Below are 21,062 nucleotides of genomic sequence, written 5' to 3'. Positions count from 1 at the left end.
CAGGCGCACCGCCGGCTAGAACTGCCGCCGAGCACAGCGCGGCGGCGGTCGAACAACTGCTCAGTCTGCTCGCACCGGCGATAGTTTTCGAACCGCCTCTGCTGCGCGCGATGCGCCATTTGCTGCCGGCCGCTGAAGCCGACGTGCTGGCCGAAGCGATGCTCTGGCAGCATCCGGACGTGCTCGCCGGTGTGCAGGGCTGCCAGTTTGCCGGGCTGGGGGCGATCGAGAAATACCAGAGCCGCTTCGCCCAGCTCCCGCCCGAGCAGCAAAACGTGGCCGTCGGTTTGATCATTGCCCACCATGCCGGCCTGCCTGAATCGGTACGGCTGGCCGAACTGGCTACCTGCTGGCGGCTGGCACCGACGAGCCTGTCAGCCGCCGCAGCGCAGGCCATCGAGCAATGGCAGCACGCCATCGCCCGGACGGCTCTCGAGCGTGGCGATTCGCCAGGACTGCAGCAGTGGTTGCGCCGCCACGTCGGCCGCCAGAGCGACGAAGTGTTCGCTGAAGACGAAGCCCAGGCCGCGCTCTGGGCACTCGCGCAGCGTGAACGCCTGGCGCGCGGCGAAGTGGTCGAGTTGCCGGCCGGCGTCCGCCAGGAGGCAGTGCGTTTCTTCCTCGACCCCGAGCCTGCCCGTCACCGAATCGCCTGCGCTTTGCGGCAACGCGGCGCGGAACTGCGGCTCGAACCGCTCGACAGGAAGGTTCCTGAACTGCCGGAAGGGGGTAGCCATTACGCCGACCTGATGCTCGTCGACGGCGGCGTTTTCGTGCGCGTCATCCGTTCAGCGGCGACGGCAGCGTCTGCTGCAGTCTACGTCGCCGCTGCTGCGCTGCCGCAAATCATCGCCCGGCTGACACGCGACGTCGAGCGCATCGAACTGCATTCGCGACACATCGACCTCACGGTCAGCGCGCTCGAAAGGCCGCCGTGGGCACGCACGCTCGGGCGCGACGCATGCGGCCTGTATGCCGAGGTGATCTGGTTCGGCGAGCGCTGCCGTCTCGACTGGCAAGCGCCACAGGCCGGAGAGGCCGGCCGCTGGAGCAGCGAGCAGGCACTCGGTGTCGATGGCTACGGGCTGTTCGGCGAAATCAGCGTCGGCGGCGTCAGCCAGCGCTTCCGCTGGATCCCCAAAGGAACCTTCCTAATGGGGTCGCCGGTAAGCGAGCTGGAACGTGGCGATGACGAAGTGCAACACTCGGTAACGCTGAACCGCGGCTTCTGGCTCGCCGACACCGCTTGCACGCAGGCTTTGTGGCAAGAGGTAATGGGAAAGAATCCGAGTGAATTCCTCGATGATCCGCGCAATCCGGTCGAGAACGTCAGTTGGGATGATGTTCAGAGGTTCGTCGCCAAACTCAACCACCTCCAGCCTAGCTTGAACACGAGATGCACGGTAATGTGCGGGAATGGTGTGCCGACTGGTACGGTGCATATCCAACGGCTGCACCGCTTGACCCAGAGGGGTCGTCGACACGCTCCCGCGTGTTGCGCGGCGGCTCGTGGTGCGACGTTGGCGGGGCAACGCGTTGTGCCGTAAGGTATTGGAGCATGCCTGGCAAGCGCGACCACAGTGTTGGGTTCCGGCTGGCCCTAGATCGAGACGAGTAGCTGGGCCGAGGAACGAAGCCCAACACCACCGCGAACGGAGCAACCCATGGACTATCACTGCGCGAACACTCCCGGCGGAACCTGCGTCTTCACCGTCAACCTCGCCGACCGAGACTCCGATACCCTGGTACGCCACATCGAAACGCTGCGCACGGCGATGACCACAGTCCGCAAGGCACACCCGTTCAAACTCCTGGCCATGGTCGTTCTTCCGGAACATCTGCACGCGATCTGGCGGCTTCCCGCGGGCGACGCCAACTTCGCTCTCCGCTGGTCGCTGATCAAGTCTGGTTTTTCGCGAAGCCTGCCAAGGAGCGAAGCCATCAGCCCCAGCCGGCAGAACAAGGGCGAGCGCGGCATCTGGCAATGGCGCTACTGGGAACACCAGATCCGTCACCCAACCGATCTCGAACGGCATATCGACTACATCCATTACAATCCGGTAAAGCACGGCTGGGTCAAGCAACCGACCGACTGGCCGCACTCGACGCTGCATGCGTACATCGAACGAGGGATCGTCGGCACTGACTGGGGGCGGAGTTGAGAAGAGCGGCGTCGTGAGGGGCCAGGCAACGGTGAATGGTGTTGGGCTTCGCAAGCTCAGCCCAACCTACGCCTGCGTCGCGATGGGCTAGCCATCGGGCGCAACCGGGAGAACGCATTGCCGGGCACGGGCAAAGCCATGGGCAAGGATGCCACCTTCGAGGGTGCAACGAAATTCGCACTCGACGTAGGCCCGAACCGAGTCGCCTGGCTGAGAGCCACAGGAAAGTTCAAGCCAAGTCGCCAGGTGGGTCTGCACGGTGCGCTAGAGCAGGGTGCGCTCGGGTTGGCGGCGGCGATAGCGCGCGATTTGTTGTTGATTGGTTTTCCTGGCTGAAATTGCAGACATAGAGATCCAGCGTCACCGCCTGGGCCTCCGGCCAGGTATGGACGGCCAGATGCAACTCGGCAAGCACCACCGCACCGGTCGCACCGGCCGGCTCCAGGGCGCTGCCGAACTGGTGGCAGAGCAGCCCGACGGGCGTCAGCCCCGGCGTCGAACAGACCGCCAGGCAAAGCTCCCGCAGCGCCTCCGCGTCATCGAGCAGGCGCGCTTCGCAGCGGCAGTCGTAGAGTGGTGTCTTTTCCTCTTCCAGCAGCGCGTAGGGTGCAATAAGCGAAGCGCATTGCACTCTACGCCCAGAGATCCGCCAGGGGAAACGCAACCGCATCGAAGGGCGCGACGCGTACCGCGGCGTCATCCTGCAGCGAGGCGATCAGCAGCCAGTGACCCTGGCGCAAGGCAAAGGCTTCGAGCGTGTGCGCCTCGGGATCGACCAGCCAGGCGTAAGCGACGCCATGGCGGGCGTAGAACGGTAGCTTGACGATGCGGTCCCGGCGCGCGCTGGTCGGCGAGAGAATTTCACAGACCCAGTCCGGAACGACTTCGAAGCGCTGGTCGTCGGGTACCCGCGGCATGCGTTCGCGCCGCCAGCCGGCGAGGTCGGGCACCGCCACTTCGCTATCGCGAACGAAGTGCACTTCCGGTTCCGGAATGATCCACCAGCCGCCGGGGCCGTTGCGACCGAAGTCGTAAGGCCCGCCGAGGTCGACATTGAGTGCCCGCTCGGCCAGACCATGGCGGCCGCTCGGACGGGGCTGGGCGTGCAACTGGCCGTCGATGAGCTCGCCGGTCAGGTTTTCGGGCAAAGCGCAGAGTTGCTCGTAGAGGGAGGCACGGTTCGGCGCGGGCAGGGCGGTCATCGGGGTCTCCTTCGGAAGGTTCATCTTAAAGCTGCGGCGCCTCGCTCAGGAAGCCGCCAGCCTCTCGCGCAGCGCTTCGATGCGCTGGCGATTGACACCGAAATCGCGGCTCCCGACGCGCGACGAGGAACGTAGCTGTATCATGCCGCTCGCCGGGTCGAACCAGAACTCCGCGTCGTCGACGAACTTCATCACTCGCGTGGTGAACTGCACGTAGAGGTAGTCGGCGCGGCTGTCGACAAGAGTGACGTCTGGCAGAGACTGAAGCACGTTCTTCAGCTTGGCCAGCGTTGCCGGCCCATCGCCGCGCAGGGCCAGCGGCGCGATGTCGGCATACTCGCGCTGCGGATGGCCGGGCCAGAGCAGGGCCTGGCTGCTCACACTGTTGGCGGTTTCCGATGGTTTCTTGAGCTTGCCCTCGCGCACGCCCAGGTCAGCGGGAGGTGTTCCCTTGAGCAGGCCGAGCTGCCCGGCCAGCAACGCCAGCGCAGCGATCGCCGCTACACCGATCCCGATCCACTTGATGATCTGCACGTCAACTCTCCGCTGGCTGAATGAGGTGTCCATTCTATCCTGTGCGCCTGTTTGAGTCTGATCGCCGGCCTGCAGGTGCTGGCCAAGGGCGACGTCGAAAGCGCGCGGCTGGCAGCCTTTGCCGACGCGCATCTCGTCTGTCTTCTGGAGTACAGACGGTGAGCCCTTTTTTTGCTATTTTCGGACCGGTCGGTCCATAATTTCAGGAGTTCACGATGTCCGTAGCACACCACAGCAGCGCTGATGTATCCATATTGACCGATCTCTTTCAGCCTTACCGCATGGGGTCGCTGACCCTCGCCAATCGTCTTGTCATGGCGCCGCTGACGCGTAGCCGTGCGCTGCTTGGCGACGTACCGGGCCCGCTCTCCGTCACCTGCTACGCCCAGTGCGCCAGCGCCGGCCTGATCATCAGCGAGGCGTCGCAAATCTCGCCGCAGGGCAAGGGCTACATCCAGACGCCGGGGATCTACAGCGCCGAGCAGGTTGCCGGCTGGAAACGGGTGACCGACGCGGTGCATGCCAGGTGCGGCAAGATCGTCATTCAGCTCTGGCACGTCGGGCGCATCTCGCACCCGGACCTGCAGGAAGGTGGCGACCAGCATGGCTACACCGACTACCCCTTCCTCGACACCGCCGCCTGAATCACAGAATCCAAGGAACCTTCCATGCAGAATTTCACCTTTCACAATCCGACCCGCATCCTTTTCGGCCAGGGCCGCATTGCCGACATCGCTGCCGAAATTCCGGCCGGCGCGCGCGTCCTGATCACCTACGGCGGCGGTAGCGTCGTCAGGAGCGGGACGCTCGACGAAGTCAAGGCCGCGCTGAAGCACTTCGCGGTCTTCGAGTTCGCCGGCATCGAACCCAACCCGACTTACGAAACGCTGATGCAGGCCGTTGCCCTCGCGCGTCGCGAGAAGGTAGACTTCCTGCTCGCGGTGGGCGGCGGCTCGGTGATCGACGGCACCAAATTCATCGCCGCCGCGATTCCTTTCGCCGGCGACCCGTGGGATATGCTGGCCAAGCGCGCTGCGGTGACTAGCGCGATTGCTTTCGGCAGCGTCCTCACCCTGCCGGCGACCGGATCGGAGATGAACAACGGCGCCGTGATCACCCGCCGCGCGAGCAACGACAAGCTGGCCTTCCTCAACGACCGGCTCTTCCCCCGCTTCTCGGTCCTCGACCCGAGCAAGACCTTCACGCTGCCGCCGCGCCAGGTGGCCAACGGCGTCGTCGACGCTTTCGTACACATCGCCGAGCAATACCTCACCTACCCGGCCGACGCCAAGGTGCAGGACCGCTTCGCCGAAGGCCTGCTGCTGACCCTGATCGAAGAAGGCCCGCGCGCATTGCGCGAGCCGGAGAATTACGCGGTGCGCGCCAACCTGATGTGGACCGCCACGCTGGCCCTGAACGGCCTGATCGGTGCCGGCGTTCCGCAGGATTGGGCGACGCACATGCTCGGACACGAACTCACCGTTCTGCACGGTCTCGACCATGCGCAGACGCTCGCGGTGGTTCTGCCGGCGATGCTGCAGGTGCGGCGTGAGGAAAAGCGCGACAAGCTGTTGCAGTACGCCGACCGCGTCTGGGGCTTGCGCGAAGGCGACGCCGAAGCGCGCATCGATCAAGCCATCGTGCGCACGCGGCTGTTCTTCGAATCGCTGCAGGTGCCGACCAGGCTTTCCGGCTACGGGATCGGTGTCGAGGCCATCGCACCGCTGGTAGCGCAACTGAAGCGGCATGGCATGGTCGCTCTGGGCGAGCATCGCAGCGTCGACCTCGCGTGTGCGCAGCAGGTCTACGAACTCGCTGCCTGAGCGGATGACGGCCGAGCGCACTTCTGATGACCGAGGAAAGCTGGGCCTTCGCCGAGCGCAGTGTGCTCGGTGAACCGCTACGGCCAGCCTTGCCTTCTCAGGGCGTATGCATTCCGAGTGGGAATGCCCTGACTGCGTTACCATTCCTGCTCGCTGCATTTTCTCCCTGTTTTGGCCGCAACGGAGATATCTTTGATCCAGTTTTGTGCGCTGCTTTGTGTGGAACAAACGGCATCAACATTCAGCTTGTTCGGGACGATACCTAATTCCCTAATCCGCTGGCCTACCTCGGCTTCGCAGATTTTACGCTGTTCGGAGAAATCCAGGGCGTCAAGAAGTGAAAGCATACGCTTGCCTTTTGACAGGACATAGCACGTATAGCTCTCCCCCAGCGCGCCATCTAACACATAGCGGCGAAGCTTCGCCAGCTCTGCGTCGGCCCTTCTTGAAGACCTTTCGCCAATAAAAGCAAGCCCCAACTCGCTGCCACGGCAAGAGACTAACGACTGATACGTTCCGGGGGCAACACTTGAAAGCATAATATCGTTGAGGAGACAGTAGCGAGCGTGTGAGATCAGGCGATCCTCTCGATCCTCAGCAGCTATAGCGACCGATGATAGATTCGGCTGGTTCAATAGGGCCGCTAGCACGAGGGCAAATGTGTTCCGCATGTTAATCTGTCACCAGGAGAATGCTACCGGTTTCGCTGTCAATCAACTGGTTCAGTGTAAGCGTTTAGCCCCCTACGACACTTACCCAGCAGGTTGGCGCGGAGTTGAGCCGTTGAGCACAGCGCTTGCCAGCGCAGGACGGTCTGGGTATCTTATCGCGGCAGTGAGGGTGTGATCGTATCCCGTGGAGCCAATGAGTGTACCTGAGCGACTTTGATCTTCAGCAACTGGATGAGCAGAAGCGGATGGCGTTACCGGCAGAGCGGAAAGATGGCTTGCTGGTGAAGTTGCTGTGGGATTTGAAAGAGGCGCGGGAACGGCTCAAAGCGAACTCCCAGACGAGTTCTCGGCCACCGCGCAGTGACCCACCGTGGCACGGGGCAGTCTCCCGGGAGGCAGACTCGGAAGCCTCTGGGAAGGCAGACAATCCAGAGGATCCCGATGCAGACGAGGATCGTGCGGCAAGCGCGGTGAGGAATGCCGAGCCGCAGGGCCTTGCCACACCGGCGGAGGCAGACACGCCGGGCGGCGCGGCGGCCGGCCCTACCAAGAAAGCGGGGCGACCGCCCGGGGCCGCAGGCCATAGCCGGCAGGTGACCTTGCCGATCAACGACACGGTGATCCATGCTCCGGAATCCTGCGTGCGCTGCGGTGAGGCGCTGGATCCGGCCGGGTTTGTCGCGCATGGCGGGCGGTATGTCCTGGATCTCGATACCGACCGGAATGCGGAGCTCCCCGGCTTGCGGATACGCCATGACAAACATCTCTACGGGGAAATTGCCTGTGGCCAATGTGGGCATGTCAATCGCAGCGAGCCCGGCCGCTGCCGAGCCGAGCCCGGGTGGAGCGTCGGCCTGAGCGAATGGCATCTCGTCGGGCCGATGCTGGTCAGCCTGCTGGTGTGTTTCTCCCACCGCATGCACCTGTCGCGTCGGCGGACGCAGGAATTTCTGCGAGACTGGCTGGGCGTCGCGCTCTCCACCAGCACAATCAACCAGTGTATCCACGAAGCCGGTCGGGCGGTCGAGTCGATTGAAGAACAGTTGGTCGAAGAACTGCAGCAGGAAGTCTTGACCCATGCCGATGAAACACCGTGGAAGGAATGGGGCCAGTTGCTGTGGCTGTGGGTGCTCGTCACGCCGACGATCTGCCTGTACTTCATTGGCCACCGCAGCAAGGAAATCCTGGAGAACGTCTTTAGCGACCGGTTTGTCGGCTGGCTGATGAGCGATGGCTACAAGGTGTATCGCCGGTTCCAGAAGCGGCTGCGCTGTTGGGCGCACGGGTTGCGCAAGGCCGAGGGACTCAAAGCAAGCCTGAGCACCGAGGCGCGGGCCTTTGGACAGGCCACCCACGACCTCCTCAACGAGCTGATGATCGCGATTGATGAAGCGCGAGAAGGTCCGCCGGTGGATCTCACTCCCCGCTTCCACGAGCGCTTGGAGTCCTTCCGTGAGCTCTGCGAAAAGCACCAGGATTCGGTCCATGAGAAGACCCGCGCACTGGCGCGCGAATTTCTCAATGACTGGGAAGCGTTCTGGATCGTCGTCGTCCATCCCTATCTGCCGTTGACCAATCACGAAGCGGAACGAGCCTTGCGGCACTGGGTCATCGCCCGGCTCCTCAGCCAGGGGACCCGAACCGAGCAGGGCACCCGTGCCTTTGCCCTGCTGGCCAGTGTCATCGACACCTGCCGGCGACGTCACATTCTGCCCTGGCCCTACCTGGCCAAGGTCATTGCCGAGCGGCGCAAAGGCAACTCAGCGCCCCCGCTACCGGCCGCCGCCTGATTGCGGGGCCCGCAATCGGTGGGGGCTAAACGGTTACCATAGATTCTTGCACAGCAATTCCCGGCATAAATCATTCAACCCATTGATTACAAATGACTCTCAAAATGCATGCACAGCTTTGGTGCGATAATTTATTATGTAAATTAATAGGTTAAGTCAGGCCGGGAATTACTGATTCTTGCACACAGATCTCGTCAGCCTTTTAGAGCCTCTCAGTCGGGATAACGCGCCGGCGGTGCAAAGCCTCTATTAGGATAGCCACATACTTCGCGACTTCTCCTTGGCTCATACATGCGGGAGCCGTCGCACCAGAACACAGTCGATGATACTCCGTCTGCACTGTCTTCTTCAGACGCCCCACGATTAATGGCCCTTTCGAGAGAATCGCTTCGGTGCGGCTTTCCCCGCCCCCCGCATCGATCCTAAGTAACGTCAGTTCGGGATAAGGAAGCTCGAAATGTAGCGCTAAGAGGTTGATGTGAAACGGATGAGCAGGAATGCTGTCTTGGCAAATTGGGTGCACAACCTGATCAACCACGTCACACGGAGGCTCTCATCATGGACGATCTTACCGAGACTTACTGCCTGATAGACGACTTTTACAAAGCGATCGAACCCCAACTGAACGCCCGGCTGCTGACCGATGGCAAGCGTCATCGGTCGAGAAAATGTAGCCTCTCCCTACCGGAATTGATGACGCTGGTGGTGCTGTTCCATCAGATTCGCTACCGGCAGTTCAAATCCTTCTATCTGAATCATGTGTGCCAACACCTGCGCGCCGAATTTCCCCAGCTTCCGACGTATCAGCGGTGTGTCGAGTTGCTACCACGCTGCGCAATAGCGCTGGCCGCCCTGTTCGAGGCGCTCACGGGCAAGTGCTCCGGAGTGTCGATTGCCGATTCGACCCCCATCGCCGTCTGCGAAAACCTGCGGATTTCTTCTCACCGGGTATTCCGGGGGATGGCGGCGCGGGGCAAGAGTTCTACCGGCTGGTTTTTCGGGTTCAAACTCCATCTGGTAATCAATCACTTGGGCGAGTTACTGGGTGTCAAACTCACGCCTGGCAATGTCGATGACCGCAAGCCCTTGTGCGACTTTGCCAATCGGCTCTTTGGCAAACTGTATGCCGACAAGGGCTATATCGCCAAGTGGCTGACTGCCTTCTTGAAGGACCTTGGCATTGATTTGGTGACCAAGGTCAAGAAAAACATGAAGCCCGTCGCCCTGACTCCCTTCGACGAGGCGATGCTACGGCAGCGATCCCTCGTGGAAACCGTCATCGACGAACTGAAAAATCTCTGTCAGGTAGAGCACACCCGCCATCGCTCGCCCATCAATTTCACCGTCAATTTGCTGGCCGGCCTCATCGCCTATTGCCTCATGCCAAACAAACCCAGACTGTCGCTGCAGGACATCCGCCGGCTCTCCAAACCCCCAAAACTTATCCCGAACTGACGTTAAGTACCACTGTGCGTGCTAATGCGTCTGTTGCTACTTTGGTCTTGGAGCGCTTCAGCTGCAAGAAAAGAAACTCCATTGACGACCCCAGCGCACTATGCGCTTCCATATCAAGGCTTGATTTCGATGTAAGCACTACAGCGATTTCGAAGATGAGCTGGCCAGCACTCCTGTCCTCATACTCATCGTTCTGGGAAGCTAGCGTAAAAGTGCACGCGACCAGCCCGAAAAGGAGTGTGATCAATCGAACACGCACAGCACGCTCCCAGGTTCCGAGTCAAGAAGCTCGTTCAGCTCCGAAATCGTGTTCGAAGTTGCTGTTACGCAGCCTTCTGAGCAGAACGGCGCCGTTGTTGAAGGGCCAAATGGATTCAGGCAGGTATGCGTCCGGAAGAGATCTCGACCGAACGGCTGTGAAGACAAAGGTGGCAAGGGAACGAGAGTACGACCACCAGGGCCTTGCCACTCGGTTGTCATAGCGGCGTGAGCCCCAGGATCTTTGCCCGGATGTTGTCATCCCAAGCGGCTTTCTTGCGCTTCATGCGCAAGCTGCATTTGGTCTTGTCGGTGCTATCCAGGCGTAGCAGGTTGAGCACGATCTTCTTCAGGAGGGAGAAATTTTGTGGGGCGTTGTCCTTTCGCACGGTGCTGGCATCCTCGTCGAAGGTGACGTCGAGAACCCAGTGAAGCCGGTTCTCGATGCCCCAGTGGGACCGGGTCGCTGCCGCAAGTTCTTCGGCAGTCAATTCACGAGAGATGATGTAGTAGCGCCGTTCAAGTTTCGACTCGTTGTCGCCGATCTTGCGCAGGGAGTCGATCAAACCGATCCTCTTGCATTTGGGCCAATCGGCGAGATCGACGACCCCTTTCGCGGGCAGCACCGAGGCGATTTGAGCGACGATTCGACCATGGGACTTGTGGACCTGGCGGTGGCGGTCGACCTCCTCCGATTGGTCATGGTCCATGAATTCAGCCTCGATGGCCGCCAACAGACTCGGTTGATTGCCTTTGACCGCCAGCAGGGAGTCACCCTCCTGGTCCGTGATTTGACGGGCGAAACTCTTCTGGCACCCCATGGCGTCGATGCTGACCAGCAACCCATTGATATAAAGCGCCTTGATGAGTTCCGGAATGGCGGTGATCTCATTGCTCTTGCTGGCCACCTTTTCCTGACCGAGAACAAGACCCCATTCCGTAGCGAAGGCGCTGACCATGTGAATGGCGCTCTCGCCGCCACTGCCCGACCCACGCACCGTCTTGCCATCGACCGCCATGACGCCTTTCAGGGCACCGACCACCCCAGCCACCCAGCGGCGGAACGCCGCCTCGAATTGCTTCGGGTCGAGGGCCTGGAAGATGCGCAGAAAAGTCTTCCCCGATGGAACTCCATTCCGGAGCACCAGGAATTCACGCAACCACGCCTCCTTCGTACGCCCCCACTCGGCGATGTCTTCGATCGTGTCACAGTCGGAGAGGATGGCGGAAATGGCAATCACGAGAATCTCCAGGAAGTCGTGCAGTGTTCCGTTGCTGGCTTTGCGTGGGTCGTCGATGTCACCCAAACAGCATACCAAGCTTGCCACCTTCGTCTTGATCATTTCTCGTGCCCAAAAGACGAGAGTAGACCCGATTTCTCGTTGGTTTACAAGAGGCCATCATACCACCATGAATGTTAAAGGTTTTTCTTGCACGAATATGATGAAAAAGAATATGCTATTCGAGTGTAAATTCCCTGGCCTGGCCCCTTATTTCCCTTATTTCAATTTCACCTTATTTCCCTTATTGTTCTCTGTTTGATCGCTTATCCATGCTCGTCCTTGCGTCCATTCGTCTATATATGACGCGAGAGAATTTGAGCCGATCGGAATTACGACGCAGGGACTGTCGGCCGCTTTCGAAACCGCTTCGATGATCTCCTTCTCGTGGGAAGTAAATTGACGCTCAACCCGTAACTTGTACCCGAAGGAAAAAGGGTCATGTGCGTTGTGCCACCCCCACTCGTTCGCACTGTCCTGCCGGTAGACGAACATCACTGTGCCCGGAATACCGAATAGATCAGCTGCGTCTAGCACGTGAAAGGATACAACGGAAAATGCGCCTCTATTTGGAAGGCGATTGAAGGGCTTGGATTCAATTCGTGTTTCACGAAACCCGTCGGTAACAAACCCGGCTTGATTCAATCGTGCGGAATCAGCTTTCCAACTATGAAGCCACAGCGCTTTAACATTATCCGAACGAATCGCCCTTGCCATGGGTTCAAACATATTTATGATGCTAGATTTTGCAAACTCTTCCTTTGCTGCGATCCCGCTGCCACTTTCGATTTTTTGCAACAACGTGGCGAGTACCCTCGGATAGGCTTCCCTGAAAACAACCAATGCGCCACCAGCACGGTCACCTGACTTGTACAGCAACACGCTCTCACCTGTATGCTCGATTAAGTATGGAGGGTTCCTGAGGTCGCGCGCGAAAACCCACTGTTCAGCGAGTGCGCTGTGCACATCGCTCGAGCCGACCAGAGTAAAGAGCCAGAAAACTTTGGTTATTTTCCGCATTGGCAACGTTCCCGCCATTGTTGAATCGTTCTGCGTGTTGCCGCCTTCGCTCGCTGGAGGGGCCCAATCATCCAAGGGCCGTCTTCGAAGAAATGAGGAATCAGCTGGACCCAGGAATATCTGTCGCGTCCCCACCATGGCTGAAAGCCCTCATGACCAGGGGAGTAGCTGTCCTGAATTGTGTGAAGAGCCTTAGCGAGGCCTTCGAGAGAGCAATCGGCCAAGTTTCTTTTTACATAGTCGCTGAAATTCTGCTGGGCTCCCCAGCGCTCCCAACTGGGATCCCGCATCGCGTGCCAATCTGAATTTTCGCGATTTTGTGATCCCGGTAAGTCATCAACGTCACCCGTCAGATTGCCTAGCCGTACTGCATCGGCTTGGCTCCATCCGAGATCCTTCGCCTGTGAATTCGCCAAGCTGTTGTGAATTCCTGGCCACCACAATCCAAAAGAATCAATCCGGCTCATCGGATTCCCCCCCGACATAGCCGTAAGTATTGATGCCACCCGCCAACCCAATCGGATCGCTCTGAAGATACCTCCCCCACCTCGGGGTTGTAATCCCTGAAGTAGTTGTAATTTAGATGACTCTCTCTGTCCGCGTACTGCCCCGGAAACCGCAGGTTCAAGGTAAACGCCTGCCCATCGCCATCCGGGTCCTCTTCGGGCAGACTCATCCCGAACGGCTCGCCGAGCGGCGTATTTCTCCAGACCACCCGGTTCGCCTCATCGGTGACCAGGCGTGGCGTATTCAGATGATCGTGATGCAGATAGTAGATCTTCACCCCGCCGGCAGCCACGGTGATCGGCACTTCCGCGGACCAGGTCATCGCTCCGCCGCTGTCGGTGGCTTTGGCTTTCAGCACGTAGCTGCCGGCAGGGACGTTGCTCCAGGAGATGCGGTACGGTGCGCTGGTGGCGCTGCCGATCGGCGTGCTGCCTTGATAGAAGGCGACTTCGGTAATGCTGCCGGTGCTGTCCGCGGCGTCGGCGCTGACGGTGATCGTCGCCGGGGCGGTGAAGCTCTGGTAGGCCGCTGGAGCACTCAGACTGACCGTCGGCGGAGTATTGGTGACGAGGATGCTGACCGTGGCGGGGGCACTGGCGAGTTGGCCGTCATGGACGATCAACTGCACGACGTACTGGCCGGGGAGGTCGGCGCGGAAGGTGGGATTTGTGCTGTGGGCGGCGGTCAGCACGGCCTGGCTGTCGGGGGGTCCGGCGATCAGCGACCAGGCGTAGCTGAGGGTCGCGCCTTCGGGATCCCTGGAGGCGCTGCCATCGAGTGGGATCCGGCTGCCGAGCGATACGCTCTGGTCGGGGCCGGCATTGGCGAAGGGCGCCTGGTTGATCGTGCTGCACTTGGCGCGCGTGCAGGACAGTACGCAGGCGCGCACGTCCAGAATGTCGATGCGGCCATCGTGATTGGCATCGCGGGGGTCATCCGGGCCGGTAACCGTGGGACGGCTCGGCAACATGCGCTGCAGCAGGGTGATGTCGTCGAGGTCGACATCCCCGTCGCCGTCGAGGTCGCAGGTTTTGGCCCAGACCTGACCCGCCAGCACGAACCAGCACAGGAGCAGCCCTACCCCATGTTTCGCAGTTCGAAACATCGACCCCATGTCCCCCCCGGGCGAGCGTTGGAGGCGCTCAAAAACAGCCTCGAATCAAGGCCAGGCCCCTTGCCTGGCGTTCAGCTCATTGGTCGGCAGTCTGTGCTGCCTGCTGCGCCCGCTCTCGGGCGAACGGTTTTTACGGCTGTTGGGCCAGCCACTCCGCGAGGCTTTGCCGGCCGATGGGGTCGGGCAGTGTTTGCCACAGGTCTGACCCTTTCGTTCGGCGGGTTATAGTCCATCCGGTCGAGATTGTAAAGCGGTTTTTGGTCCGACGATCCTGGCCGGGAACTCTTTCGATGCGAGCCGCCGCGCCTCTCCCATCCGGTCGTGGCCGGGAGCTCCGAGAGCAGTCCCTGCCGCGCCGCGTCGACAGCAGGCCGAGCAAGCCGAGGCCGGCGAGTCCCAGTGAATGCGTGCTCTCCTGCCAGAGTTTCCCTCGGTGTTGCGCGCTGATCCCCAGATCAGGCATCATGGTAGCCATTATTTGCTCCTGTAGCGACCTGAAAGCGGTGCCCGACCAGGCCGTGGCGGCGGATGACACGGTACGTGCGGGTTCAGGTCACCAAAGTCATTCCGCACCCCTTGACTGCGCCACGATCGAAGGTCACGGTCGTGCCGCAGCCTGCTACGGCTGCCGATCGCTCGATCAGGCAATCGGCAAGGTCTGCGTTGGTGCGCGGAAAGATGCGCAAGGCCTTCCAGACGGTTTCCGCGCGCTCCACCACGATCTCCTTCGTGCGCAACAGCGCTTCGAAAGCGTCGGCGATCTGGTGTCGATCAAGGTCGTAAGCTGCGTCCAGCACCCAGCCGAGTTCAACGACAGAGACCAGCGCCACGAACCCCGGCGACTCGACCGCAAGCGACTCGACGAGCCGAGTGGACAGCAGGGACTGCTCGGGATCGTCCTGCATGATGTAGCGCACGAGGACATTGGTGTCCAGGCCAGTCATCGGGCGGCGGCACCACGTTTGGCGATCACCGCGTTCATCTCCTCAATCGACACCGTCTTCCGAGGCTGGCCGAACATGCCTTTCAAAGCCGTTACGGACCGCGTCGCAGCGATGAGTTCGTAACGTCCGGCGGCAATCTCGACGAACTCCACGCGGTCTCCAACGCCAACGCCCAGCGCCGCTCGCACAACGGCGGGGACAGTGATCTGGCCTTTGCTCGTGAGGGTTGCGGTGCTCATTCTCGTACCTTGGTTGAAGTTTCCTTACGTTAGCGCAAGGGACCTGCCCACGCAAGCGCGGGACCAGCAAGGCCATCCGCAGTTCCTGGAGGGACCTTCCGGCGCCTGCCGGCTCAGTGCTGACGATCTTGCCTGGAGCGTCGCCTCGGCGCACCCGATCAATCTACTGACATACGAAATGGACAAACCCATCTCCCGAGCAATCGCCGTCATGCTGATGCCGCTTTGCGTATGCGCGCACCGGAACGCCTGGGCGCGGCTTTCGCTGCTGCCGAGCCACTGGCTCAGAGTCAGGGGCTTGCTTCGCTGCGGCCTGGGCACATCGCGCGAGGCCTCTTGCTGCGGCACCGCCAGCGCCTGCATCCGTTCGACAAAGGCTTTGTCACCGAGATAGATTTGCTGGCGCAGTGCCTCGTCCCATAGGCGTACATCGCGGCCGGCGGCGACCAGGGCGACGTAACGTTGCGTGGCACGCCGTTCGTCGGCCACGCTGCACACCGGGTGTCCGAGCAGGTAGGCGTGCAGACCAGCACTGTCCAGCCACTCCGGCGTCGGCACCTGCCCCACATGCGCACGGTAGCTGGACCAGTGCCATTGCGCTGGCTCGTCGACCATGCCGGCGCGCACGGGGTTCAGCTCCACATACCGACAGACCTCCAGCAGGTAGGCATCGCGGTCTACCAGAATGGCCTTGAAGCGCCCCTGCAGCAGATGCCCGACCTTCGCGTGGCGCCGGTTGAAGGCCTGCGTGTAGACGCCATTGACGTGTCGCATCAGCGCCGACAGGTTCGCCTGCCGGGTATGCAGCACAAAGTGGTAGTGGTTGCCCATCAGGCAATAGGCCAGCACCTGCGCATCGAAGCGTGCCATTCCGGCTGCAAGCACGGCGAGCAGCGACTCGCGATCCACATCGTCCACAAAGATCGGCTCGCGCCGATCACCGCGCGATGTCACGTGATAGATCGCGCCAGGGAATTCGATTCGAAGCGGACGTGCCATGCGGGAACTCTACCGGGAATTGGTTCAGAAGCACGAGCTGACGCCTGGCTTCATCGCGAACTGCGCTATGGAATCGGCAGCTTGAACGATATTCAATAGATACAATTCGTTAGTCCGCATAGAGTGGCTCGGCCTCCTTGAGAACCGATTCCGCTATCACCGGTTTGAGGCCAGCACGCGGCACCAGATCAACGCTCCGCCCGAACAACGCGGACAGCTCGCGCTGCATGCGACTCAAGGCGAGAAAGCCGATTCTGGCCTCCGGCCTGAATTCCACCAGCAGATCCACATCGCTCTGCGGCCCGAAGTCTACGCGGGTTGCCGAACCGAAGAGTTCCAGGCGGCGAATGCCATTGCGCCGGCAATAGCCTGGAAGCTCAGTCTCCGGCAGTTCGAGATCCTTGTGTACCATCCGAGCCTCCGTGCCGCACATCGGGCGACGCCCGCCATCAGAAAAGGCCACTAGAAGGAAGCGCGTGGTGTGCGAGATCTGATGCGCAAGCGCAACCAGTTGGTGGGGCAGAGATCACGGCAGATCTTGAGCATCGAGAACCTGCTGAGCCGCGACACGGGAGGGCGCGCGAGCGCCAACGAGATCAAGCGCTGGCAGGAGAAGGACATCGATCAACTGGCCTTGGCAGAAAGCAGCCGTTTGGCCGTGAAAAGCAACGTGGCGGTGATGCACTGCCTGAATGAACAGATCGAAAGGCTGGAAGCGGAGATCCTGAAAAAGGCGAAGTTACGCCCGGACTACCAGGGGCTGCTGACGGTGAGCGGGGTGGGTAAAGTGCTGGCACTGACCATTGCGCTCGAGACCGGTGAGGTGAGCCGCTTTGCCACGGTGGGGGATTTTTCCTCGTATTGCCGCTGTGTCGGCAGTGAGCATCGGTCGAACGGCAAGAAGAAAGGGAGCGGCAACGTCAAGAACGGCAACAAGTACCTGGCATGGGCCTTTGTCGAAGCGGCGAACTTCGCCGTGCGTTACGAGCCGGCGGTCAAGCGCTTCTACCAACGCAAGTGTGCCAGGACGATGCCCGTGGTGGCGATCAAGGCGGTGGCGCACAAGCTGGCGCGGGCCTGTTACCACGTGATGCGCGATCGGGTGCCGTTTGACGTCCAGCGTGCGTTTGCCTGAAAGAATGGAGCGGGGGCGGTGAGCCAGACACGGGGTTGGCTGATAACCATCCGACCTGATTGGGCCACCGTCCTCCTCTCCGCCAGACCGGAGGCCGGCAGGGTCTGTCAGGGGGCAAAGCCGAAGTGCGCAGCTTTGCCCCCTGACATCAGCCTAAATTACCATCGGGCGTCAAGGGTGCGCTACGCCGGGCTGCAAAAAACGCAGCCCGCCCTTGACGCAGGAGAAGTGATCGCAAGAACACAGGTTTTGTAAAGGCAACAGGCTTGACCCGTTCGCCTCTGCCGCGAGCCAACCGGGGTTGGTGCCCGCCGCCATCGTGACAGGCAACCAGAGATTTGTCATCGGCGAACACGCCGAGCGACTTGGACACGTGCAGGGCACTGACGGTTTTCTGGGGCCGCAACCGCGGCCAGGGGCGCAGTCCGGGTAACCACACCCGGACTACCGCCTTGATCCTGATGGGTGACTGGTGCGGACTGGTTCCGACACCGCAAGAACGAAAACCAGGGCGCGAGCGCCAGGCTAACGCCAGGAGTGGATTAGCTCACGAGTGTATCGCCGTCGCATCGCGAGAGATTTTTTTTAACCTATTGACAGGGGCCGGCTAATGGGTGACCCTCGGACCCGACCCTGTCTGCAGTCTTGGGCTACAATGTAGCTCGTTAACTTGGGGAACCAAACCATGCCAACGAATGCTGTTGTCCGTGCCCGTATCGACGAGCACATCAAGGAAGAGGCGACCGCCGTGCTGGCGGCGATGGGATTGACCGTGTCAGACGCCTTCCGCATCCTCTTGACCCGCGAGAAAGCGCTGCCGTTCGAACCACTGGTGCCGAACGCCATCACCATAGAAGCGATGCAAGAGGCGCGCCGTGGTGGATTGAAATCGTTCGCCACCGTCGAGGATCTGATGGCGGACCTGAATGCGGACGATTGAGCAAACCGGCCAGTTTAGGCGTGATTACAAGCGCAAGACCAGGAGCCCTCATCGTGAGACGCTGGCAAGCGACTTCGTTGCCATCGTTACGGCCTTGGCGAATGACCAGCCGCTGGCCGACAAGCACCGCGATCACGCACTGACTGGCGACTGGAAAGACTACCGGGATTGCCACGTCAAGCCCGACCTGGTGTTGATTTACCGCAAGCCGAATGACGAGGTCTTGCAGCTCGTCCGTCTCGGGTCGCATAGCGAGCTTGGCCTGTGAGCACCAAGTTCCACTCATCGATGTAGGAATCTTGGAGTGCTGACTCTGGCTGTTTGTGGCTGTTTGGAGGAATTGGTTCAGAAACAAGACCTGATAATCATCTAGCCGGCTCCCCAACCGCGGCGTTACAGTCAGTGTGGGAAATCACGGACTGACAACCGCAGAAGAGGAGCCGAAATGAAACTGTACGCTGCAATTGACCTTCATTCCAACAATAGTGTGTTGGTGATCCTGGATGAGATGGATCGAACCGTGCTGCAACGACGTCTTCCGAATAATCTGCAACAGATCTGCCAGGCGCTTTGCGCGCATCGCGAGGCGATCGAGGGCATTGCCGTCGAGTCCACCTACAACTGATATTGGCTGGTCGACGGCCTGATGGAAGCGGGCTATCGGGTGCACCTGGTGAACACGGCGGCGGTCAAGCAGTACAAGGACCTGAAGCATAAGGAAGACGTGGACGATGCGCGTTGGCTGGCACACTTGTTGCGTTTGGGGATCCTGCCGGTAGGATACATTTGCCCGAAGGAAGCGCGTGGTGTGCGAGATCTGATGCGCAAGCGCAACCAGTTGGTGGGCCAGAGATCACGGCAGATCTTGAGCATCGAGAACCTGCTGAGCCGCGACACGGGAGGGCGCGCGAGCGCCAACGAGATCAAGCGCTGGCAGGAAACGGACATCGATCAACTGGCCCTGGCAGAAAGCAGCCGTTTGGCCGTGAAAAGCAACGTGGCGGTGATGCACTGCCTGAATGAACAGATCGAAAGGCTGGAAGCGGAGATCCTGAAAAAGGCGAAGTTACGCCCGGACTACCAGGGGCTGCTGACGGTGAGCGGGGTGGGCAAAGTGCTGGCACTGACCATTGCGCTCGAGACCGGTGAGGTGAGCCGCTTTGCCACGGTGGGGGATTTTTCCTCGTATTGCCGCTGTGTCGGCAGTGAGCATCGGTCGAACGGCAAGAAGAAAGGGAGCGATGGCGAAGGTCATGCAGGAGGGTGCGAGGGAAGCGGCGGCTTCGGTGCGTGGCGAAATCGACGCTGCGCTGGGACGGGTCGTCGGCGCTATGGGTGATGCTCGACGGATCGGGGCCTTGAACGTGGTGGCGTCGTGTATTACGTGCCTGGCGGCGGCGGTTGCGCTGTGGGCGGTGAGGAATTGAAGAGAGCTCGGCCCGCAGCAAACCGGCAAAAGCGTAGCGACCTCTGAGATAGAGATAATCGTCTATACTGACGCATGAACTTCACTTGGAACGATGCGAAGCGGCAGGCCAACCTGAAGAAACATGGGCTTGACTTTGCTGACGCGTCACTGGTGTTCGCAGGGCATACCCTGACGCGCCCGGATACGCGCTTCTCCTACGGCGAGGCGCGGTTTTCCACGGTGGGGTTGCTGGGAGTCGAGGTCGTGGTGATTGCGCACACCGAGACCGAAGACACGATCCAGGTCATTTCGATGCGAAAGGCGGAGCGCCATGAACGGGAATACTACTTTGCAAGCCTCTGACGATCTCGATGAAGCGCCCGTCTGGTCGCCCGAAGATTTCGCGCAGGCGGTGCACCGCGTGGGCTTGCAGTCCACGCCAATGAAGAAGCAGAAGATCAACATCACGCTCGATCCGGACGTCGTGGCGTGGTTCAAGCAGCAGGCCGGCGGGCGTGGTTACCAGACCCTGATCAACGCCGCCCTGCGCGAAACGATGCAGCAGAAGACGATCGAAGAGACGCTCCGGCGAGTGATCCGGGAGGAATTGCACTCGGCCTGAAAGCTGGGCTTCGTCGGACGATCGCGCCGCATCGGCTGGCGTTGACGTGGACGACCAAGAGGACTGCAGGCCAAGCATACTGCTTGCGCATTTTTCCTGCTGATCGTAACCCCATCTTTGCCCGCGACGTTGCTATTCTCTGATTCTTGCCCAGAAAAAATCGGCGCGTCGCCGTTTTTTTCGTCGCTCTACAAGGAGTCAATATCGATGATCTTGACCGTAGAACAAATTACTGAAGAAGCACTCGCCTTGCCGAGCGAAGCACGTGCCCTGCTGGCCGACCGCCTCGTCGAAAGTCTCGACCCAGCGGAAGACGGCTACGTTCAACAGCTTTGGGCCACAGAAGCGTGCCGTCGCCGAGACGACGTCCGGAGCGGACGGGTGAAGACGATCCCAGGTGATGCGGCCTTGGAGCGAGTCAGGCAGATGTTTGCTCGATGAGGTACGAGTTCCACCCCGAGGCCCTGGCGGAGTACGGGCATGCTGCCCGATACTACGCAGATTGTCAGGAGGGCTTGGAACTCCGTTTCATGGCGGCCGTAGAACACGCTATCGACCAGATTCTCGCAGCCCCTGAGCGATGGCGCATCCTGGAAGAAGATATTCGGCGCTGTCTCACGCGCGTTTTTTTCTTACGCTGTTCTCTACACCGTAGAAGCGGATTTGGTGCTGATTCTTGCAGTCATGCACTGTCATCGCGAACCCGGCTACTGGCAGCACCACCGTGTGGGCCGCTCTTGACGTACCTGTCGCGAGCAGCGCAATCAGAGCGACTCCCGATCCACATCGACCACAGAGATCGGGTTGTGCCGATCAGCGTGCGACGTCACGCGATAACTCGCGCCGGGTAATTCGATTCGAGGGGGCGTGCCATGCAGGAACTCAAGATGGAGGTAGTTCAGAAACAAGACCTGCCCGCCCCAGTGTGATGCCCCCCCAGTGATGCCCCCCCCAGTGAT

25 protein-coding genes and 3 pseudogenes are annotated in these 21,062 nt (G+C 60.6%); 16 read left to right on the top strand and 12 right to left on the bottom strand.

Annotated features, from left to right (window positions below):
* Positions 1-110: 110 nt before the first annotated feature.
* The 3 genes and pseudogenes from E4Q08_RS25900 to E4Q08_RS22335 all read left to right on the top strand — a co-directional run.
* Positions 111-1,313, top strand: a pseudogene (locus E4Q08_RS25900) (hypothetical protein); the annotation flags it as partial.
* Positions 1,314-1,396: 83 nt separating this feature from the next.
* Complete coding sequence (locus E4Q08_RS25175) at positions 1,397-1,618, top strand: formylglycine-generating enzyme family protein (RefSeq protein ID WP_248595086.1); 222 nt, start codon at positions 1,397-1,399, stop codon at positions 1,616-1,618.
* A gap of 46 nt (positions 1,619-1,664) precedes the next feature.
* Positions 1,665-2,162, top strand: a complete 498-nt coding sequence (locus E4Q08_RS22335) for an REP-associated tyrosine transposase (protein ID WP_169072010.1) — start codon at positions 1,665-1,667, stop codon at positions 2,160-2,162.
* 229 nt (positions 2,163-2,391) lie between these two features.
* Here E4Q08_RS22335 and E4Q08_RS22330 read toward each other — a convergent pair whose 3' ends face one another.
* The 3 genes from E4Q08_RS22330 to E4Q08_RS22320 are packed head-to-tail and all read right to left on the bottom strand — an operon-like array spanning position 2,392 to position 3,931.
* The gene (locus E4Q08_RS22330; RefSeq protein WP_288129910.1) at positions 2,392-2,793 is read right to left on the bottom strand and encodes an S-adenosylmethionine decarboxylase family protein; all 402 of its coding nucleotides are present in this window, start codon (positions 2,791-2,793) and stop codon (positions 2,392-2,394) included.
* Between the two features lies 1 nt (position 2,794).
* Positions 2,795-3,364 carry a Uma2 family endonuclease gene (locus E4Q08_RS22325; RefSeq protein WP_034917824.1) on the bottom strand — a complete coding sequence of 190 codons (570 nt, stop codon included), beginning with the start codon at positions 3,362-3,364 and terminating at the stop codon, positions 2,795-2,797.
* 45 nt (positions 3,365-3,409) lie between these two features.
* Entirely contained in the window at positions 3,410-3,931 is a 522-nt protein-coding gene (locus tag E4Q08_RS22320) for a DUF1499 domain-containing protein (RefSeq protein WP_211203535.1), read from the bottom strand.
* Positions 3,932-4,113: 182 nt separating this feature from the next.
* Between E4Q08_RS22320 and E4Q08_RS22315 the strand changes: the two are divergent.
* A pseudogene (locus E4Q08_RS22315) lies at positions 4,114-4,494 on the top strand (oxidoreductase); the annotation flags it as partial.
* A gap of 72 nt (positions 4,495-4,566) precedes the next feature.
* On the top strand, positions 4,567-5,721 hold the full coding sequence (locus E4Q08_RS22310; RefSeq protein WP_169072008.1) for an iron-containing alcohol dehydrogenase: 1,155 nt from the start codon (positions 4,567-4,569) through the stop codon (positions 5,719-5,721).
* Between the two features lie 137 nt (positions 5,722-5,858).
* Here the strand turns inward: E4Q08_RS22310 and E4Q08_RS22305 are convergent, their stop codons facing one another.
* A complete protein-coding gene (locus E4Q08_RS22305; protein ID WP_169072007.1) occupies positions 5,859-6,392 on the bottom strand; it encodes an Imm57 family immunity protein in 534 nt (177 codons plus the stop codon).
* A gap of 197 nt (positions 6,393-6,589) precedes the next feature.
* On the opposite strand from E4Q08_RS22305, the gene tnpC reads away from it, so the two are divergent.
* Both tnpC and E4Q08_RS22295 read left to right on the top strand, forming a co-directional pair.
* Positions 6,590-8,182, top strand: a complete 1,593-nt coding sequence (gene tnpC, locus E4Q08_RS22300; RefSeq protein ID WP_169072006.1) for an IS66 family transposase — start codon at positions 6,590-6,592, stop codon at positions 8,180-8,182.
* Positions 8,183-8,740: 558 nt separating this feature from the next.
* Positions 8,741-9,637, top strand: coding sequence for an IS982 family transposase (locus tag E4Q08_RS22295; RefSeq protein ID WP_169072019.1), 897 nt, complete (start codon positions 8,741-8,743; stop codon positions 9,635-9,637).
* Positions 9,638-10,113: 476 nt separating this feature from the next.
* Here E4Q08_RS22295 and E4Q08_RS22290 read toward each other — a convergent pair whose 3' ends face one another.
* From E4Q08_RS22290 to E4Q08_RS22260, 7 genes are all read right to left on the bottom strand, one after another.
* Complete coding sequence (locus E4Q08_RS22290; protein WP_169072005.1) at positions 10,114-11,238, bottom strand: ISAs1 family transposase; 1,125 nt, start codon at positions 11,236-11,238, stop codon at positions 10,114-10,116.
* 156 nt (positions 11,239-11,394) lie between these two features.
* The gene (locus E4Q08_RS22285; RefSeq protein WP_169072004.1) at positions 11,395-12,270 is read right to left on the bottom strand and encodes a hypothetical protein; all 876 of its coding nucleotides are present in this window, start codon (positions 12,268-12,270) and stop codon (positions 11,395-11,397) included.
* Positions 12,271-12,658: 388 nt separating this feature from the next.
* Positions 12,659-13,807: an RHS repeat domain-containing protein gene (locus E4Q08_RS22280; RefSeq protein WP_169072003.1), complete on the bottom strand. Its 1,149-nt coding sequence runs from the start codon at positions 13,805-13,807 to the stop codon at positions 12,659-12,661.
* Between the two features lie 557 nt (positions 13,808-14,364).
* Complete coding sequence (locus E4Q08_RS22275) at positions 14,365-14,760, bottom strand: type II toxin-antitoxin system VapC family toxin (RefSeq protein ID WP_169072002.1); 396 nt, start codon at positions 14,758-14,760, stop codon at positions 14,365-14,367.
* Positions 14,757-14,999, bottom strand: coding sequence for an AbrB/MazE/SpoVT family DNA-binding domain-containing protein (locus E4Q08_RS22270; protein WP_169072001.1), 243 nt, complete (start codon positions 14,997-14,999; stop codon positions 14,757-14,759). The genes E4Q08_RS22275 and E4Q08_RS22270 overlap by 4 nt, the downstream gene beginning before the upstream one ends.
* Positions 15,000-15,023: 24 nt before the next feature.
* Positions 15,024-15,998 (bottom strand): transposase, encoded by a 975-nt coding sequence (locus E4Q08_RS22265; protein WP_248595085.1) that lies wholly within the window; start codon positions 15,996-15,998, stop codon positions 15,024-15,026.
* A gap of 109 nt (positions 15,999-16,107) precedes the next feature.
* Positions 16,108-16,410 (bottom strand): nucleotidyltransferase family protein, encoded by a 303-nt coding sequence (locus tag E4Q08_RS22260; protein WP_169072000.1) that lies wholly within the window; start codon positions 16,408-16,410, stop codon positions 16,108-16,110.
* A gap of 81 nt (positions 16,411-16,491) precedes the next feature.
* Here E4Q08_RS22260 and E4Q08_RS22255 point away from each other — a divergent pair, with 81 nt between their 5' ends.
* The 9 genes and pseudogenes from E4Q08_RS22255 (at position 16,492) to E4Q08_RS22220 (ending at position 20,544) form a co-directional block, all read left to right on the top strand.
* Positions 16,492-17,133 carry a transposase gene (locus tag E4Q08_RS22255; RefSeq protein ID WP_169071999.1) on the top strand — a complete coding sequence of 214 codons (642 nt, stop codon included), beginning with the start codon at positions 16,492-16,494 and terminating at the stop codon, positions 17,131-17,133.
* Between the two features lie 685 nt (positions 17,134-17,818).
* Complete coding sequence (locus E4Q08_RS22250) at positions 17,819-18,073, top strand: type II toxin-antitoxin system RelB/DinJ family antitoxin (protein WP_169071998.1); 255 nt, start codon at positions 17,819-17,821, stop codon at positions 18,071-18,073.
* Entirely contained in the window at positions 18,060-18,341 is a 282-nt protein-coding gene (locus tag E4Q08_RS22245; RefSeq protein WP_034909909.1) for a type II toxin-antitoxin system YafQ family toxin, read from the top strand. Before E4Q08_RS22250 ends, E4Q08_RS22245 begins: the two co-directional genes overlap by 14 nt.
* Before the next feature lie 177 nt (positions 18,342-18,518).
* Complete coding sequence (locus E4Q08_RS22240; RefSeq protein ID WP_169071997.1) at positions 18,519-18,698, top strand: hypothetical protein; 180 nt, start codon at positions 18,519-18,521, stop codon at positions 18,696-18,698.
* 6 nt (positions 18,699-18,704) lie between these two features.
* A pseudogene (locus tag E4Q08_RS22235) lies at positions 18,705-19,247 on the top strand (IS110 family transposase); the annotation flags it as partial.
* Between the two features lie 67 nt (positions 19,248-19,314).
* On the top strand, positions 19,315-19,500 hold the full coding sequence (traM, locus tag E4Q08_RS25170; protein ID WP_308240198.1) for a conjugal transfer transcriptional regulator TraM: 186 nt from the start codon (positions 19,315-19,317) through the stop codon (positions 19,498-19,500).
* 74 nt (positions 19,501-19,574) lie between these two features.
* Positions 19,575-19,844, top strand: a complete 270-nt coding sequence (locus E4Q08_RS22230) for a BrnT family toxin (protein ID WP_169071995.1) — start codon at positions 19,575-19,577, stop codon at positions 19,842-19,844.
* The gene (locus E4Q08_RS22225) at positions 19,813-20,103 is read left to right on the top strand and encodes a BrnA antitoxin family protein (protein WP_169071994.1); all 291 of its coding nucleotides are present in this window, start codon (positions 19,813-19,815) and stop codon (positions 20,101-20,103) included. The genes E4Q08_RS22230 and E4Q08_RS22225 overlap by 32 nt, the downstream gene beginning before the upstream one ends.
* Before the next feature lie 207 nt (positions 20,104-20,310).
* Positions 20,311-20,544: an addiction module protein gene (locus E4Q08_RS22220; protein ID WP_211203534.1), complete on the top strand. Its 234-nt coding sequence runs from the start codon at positions 20,311-20,313 to the stop codon at positions 20,542-20,544.
* A 323-nt stretch (positions 20,545-20,867) separates the two neighbouring features.
* On the opposite strand, the gene E4Q08_RS24165 is transcribed toward E4Q08_RS22220, so the two are convergent.
* On the bottom strand, positions 20,868-21,062 hold a 195-nt coding region (locus E4Q08_RS24165; RefSeq protein WP_372703815.1), incomplete at its 5' end, for a hypothetical protein.

The sequence above is a fragment of the Candidatus Accumulibacter contiguus genome, assembly GCF_012940005.1.
GTDB lineage: Bacteria > Pseudomonadota > Gammaproteobacteria > Burkholderiales > Rhodocyclaceae > Accumulibacter > Accumulibacter contiguus.
This window is presented reverse-complemented; position numbering and strand designations above follow the sequence as displayed.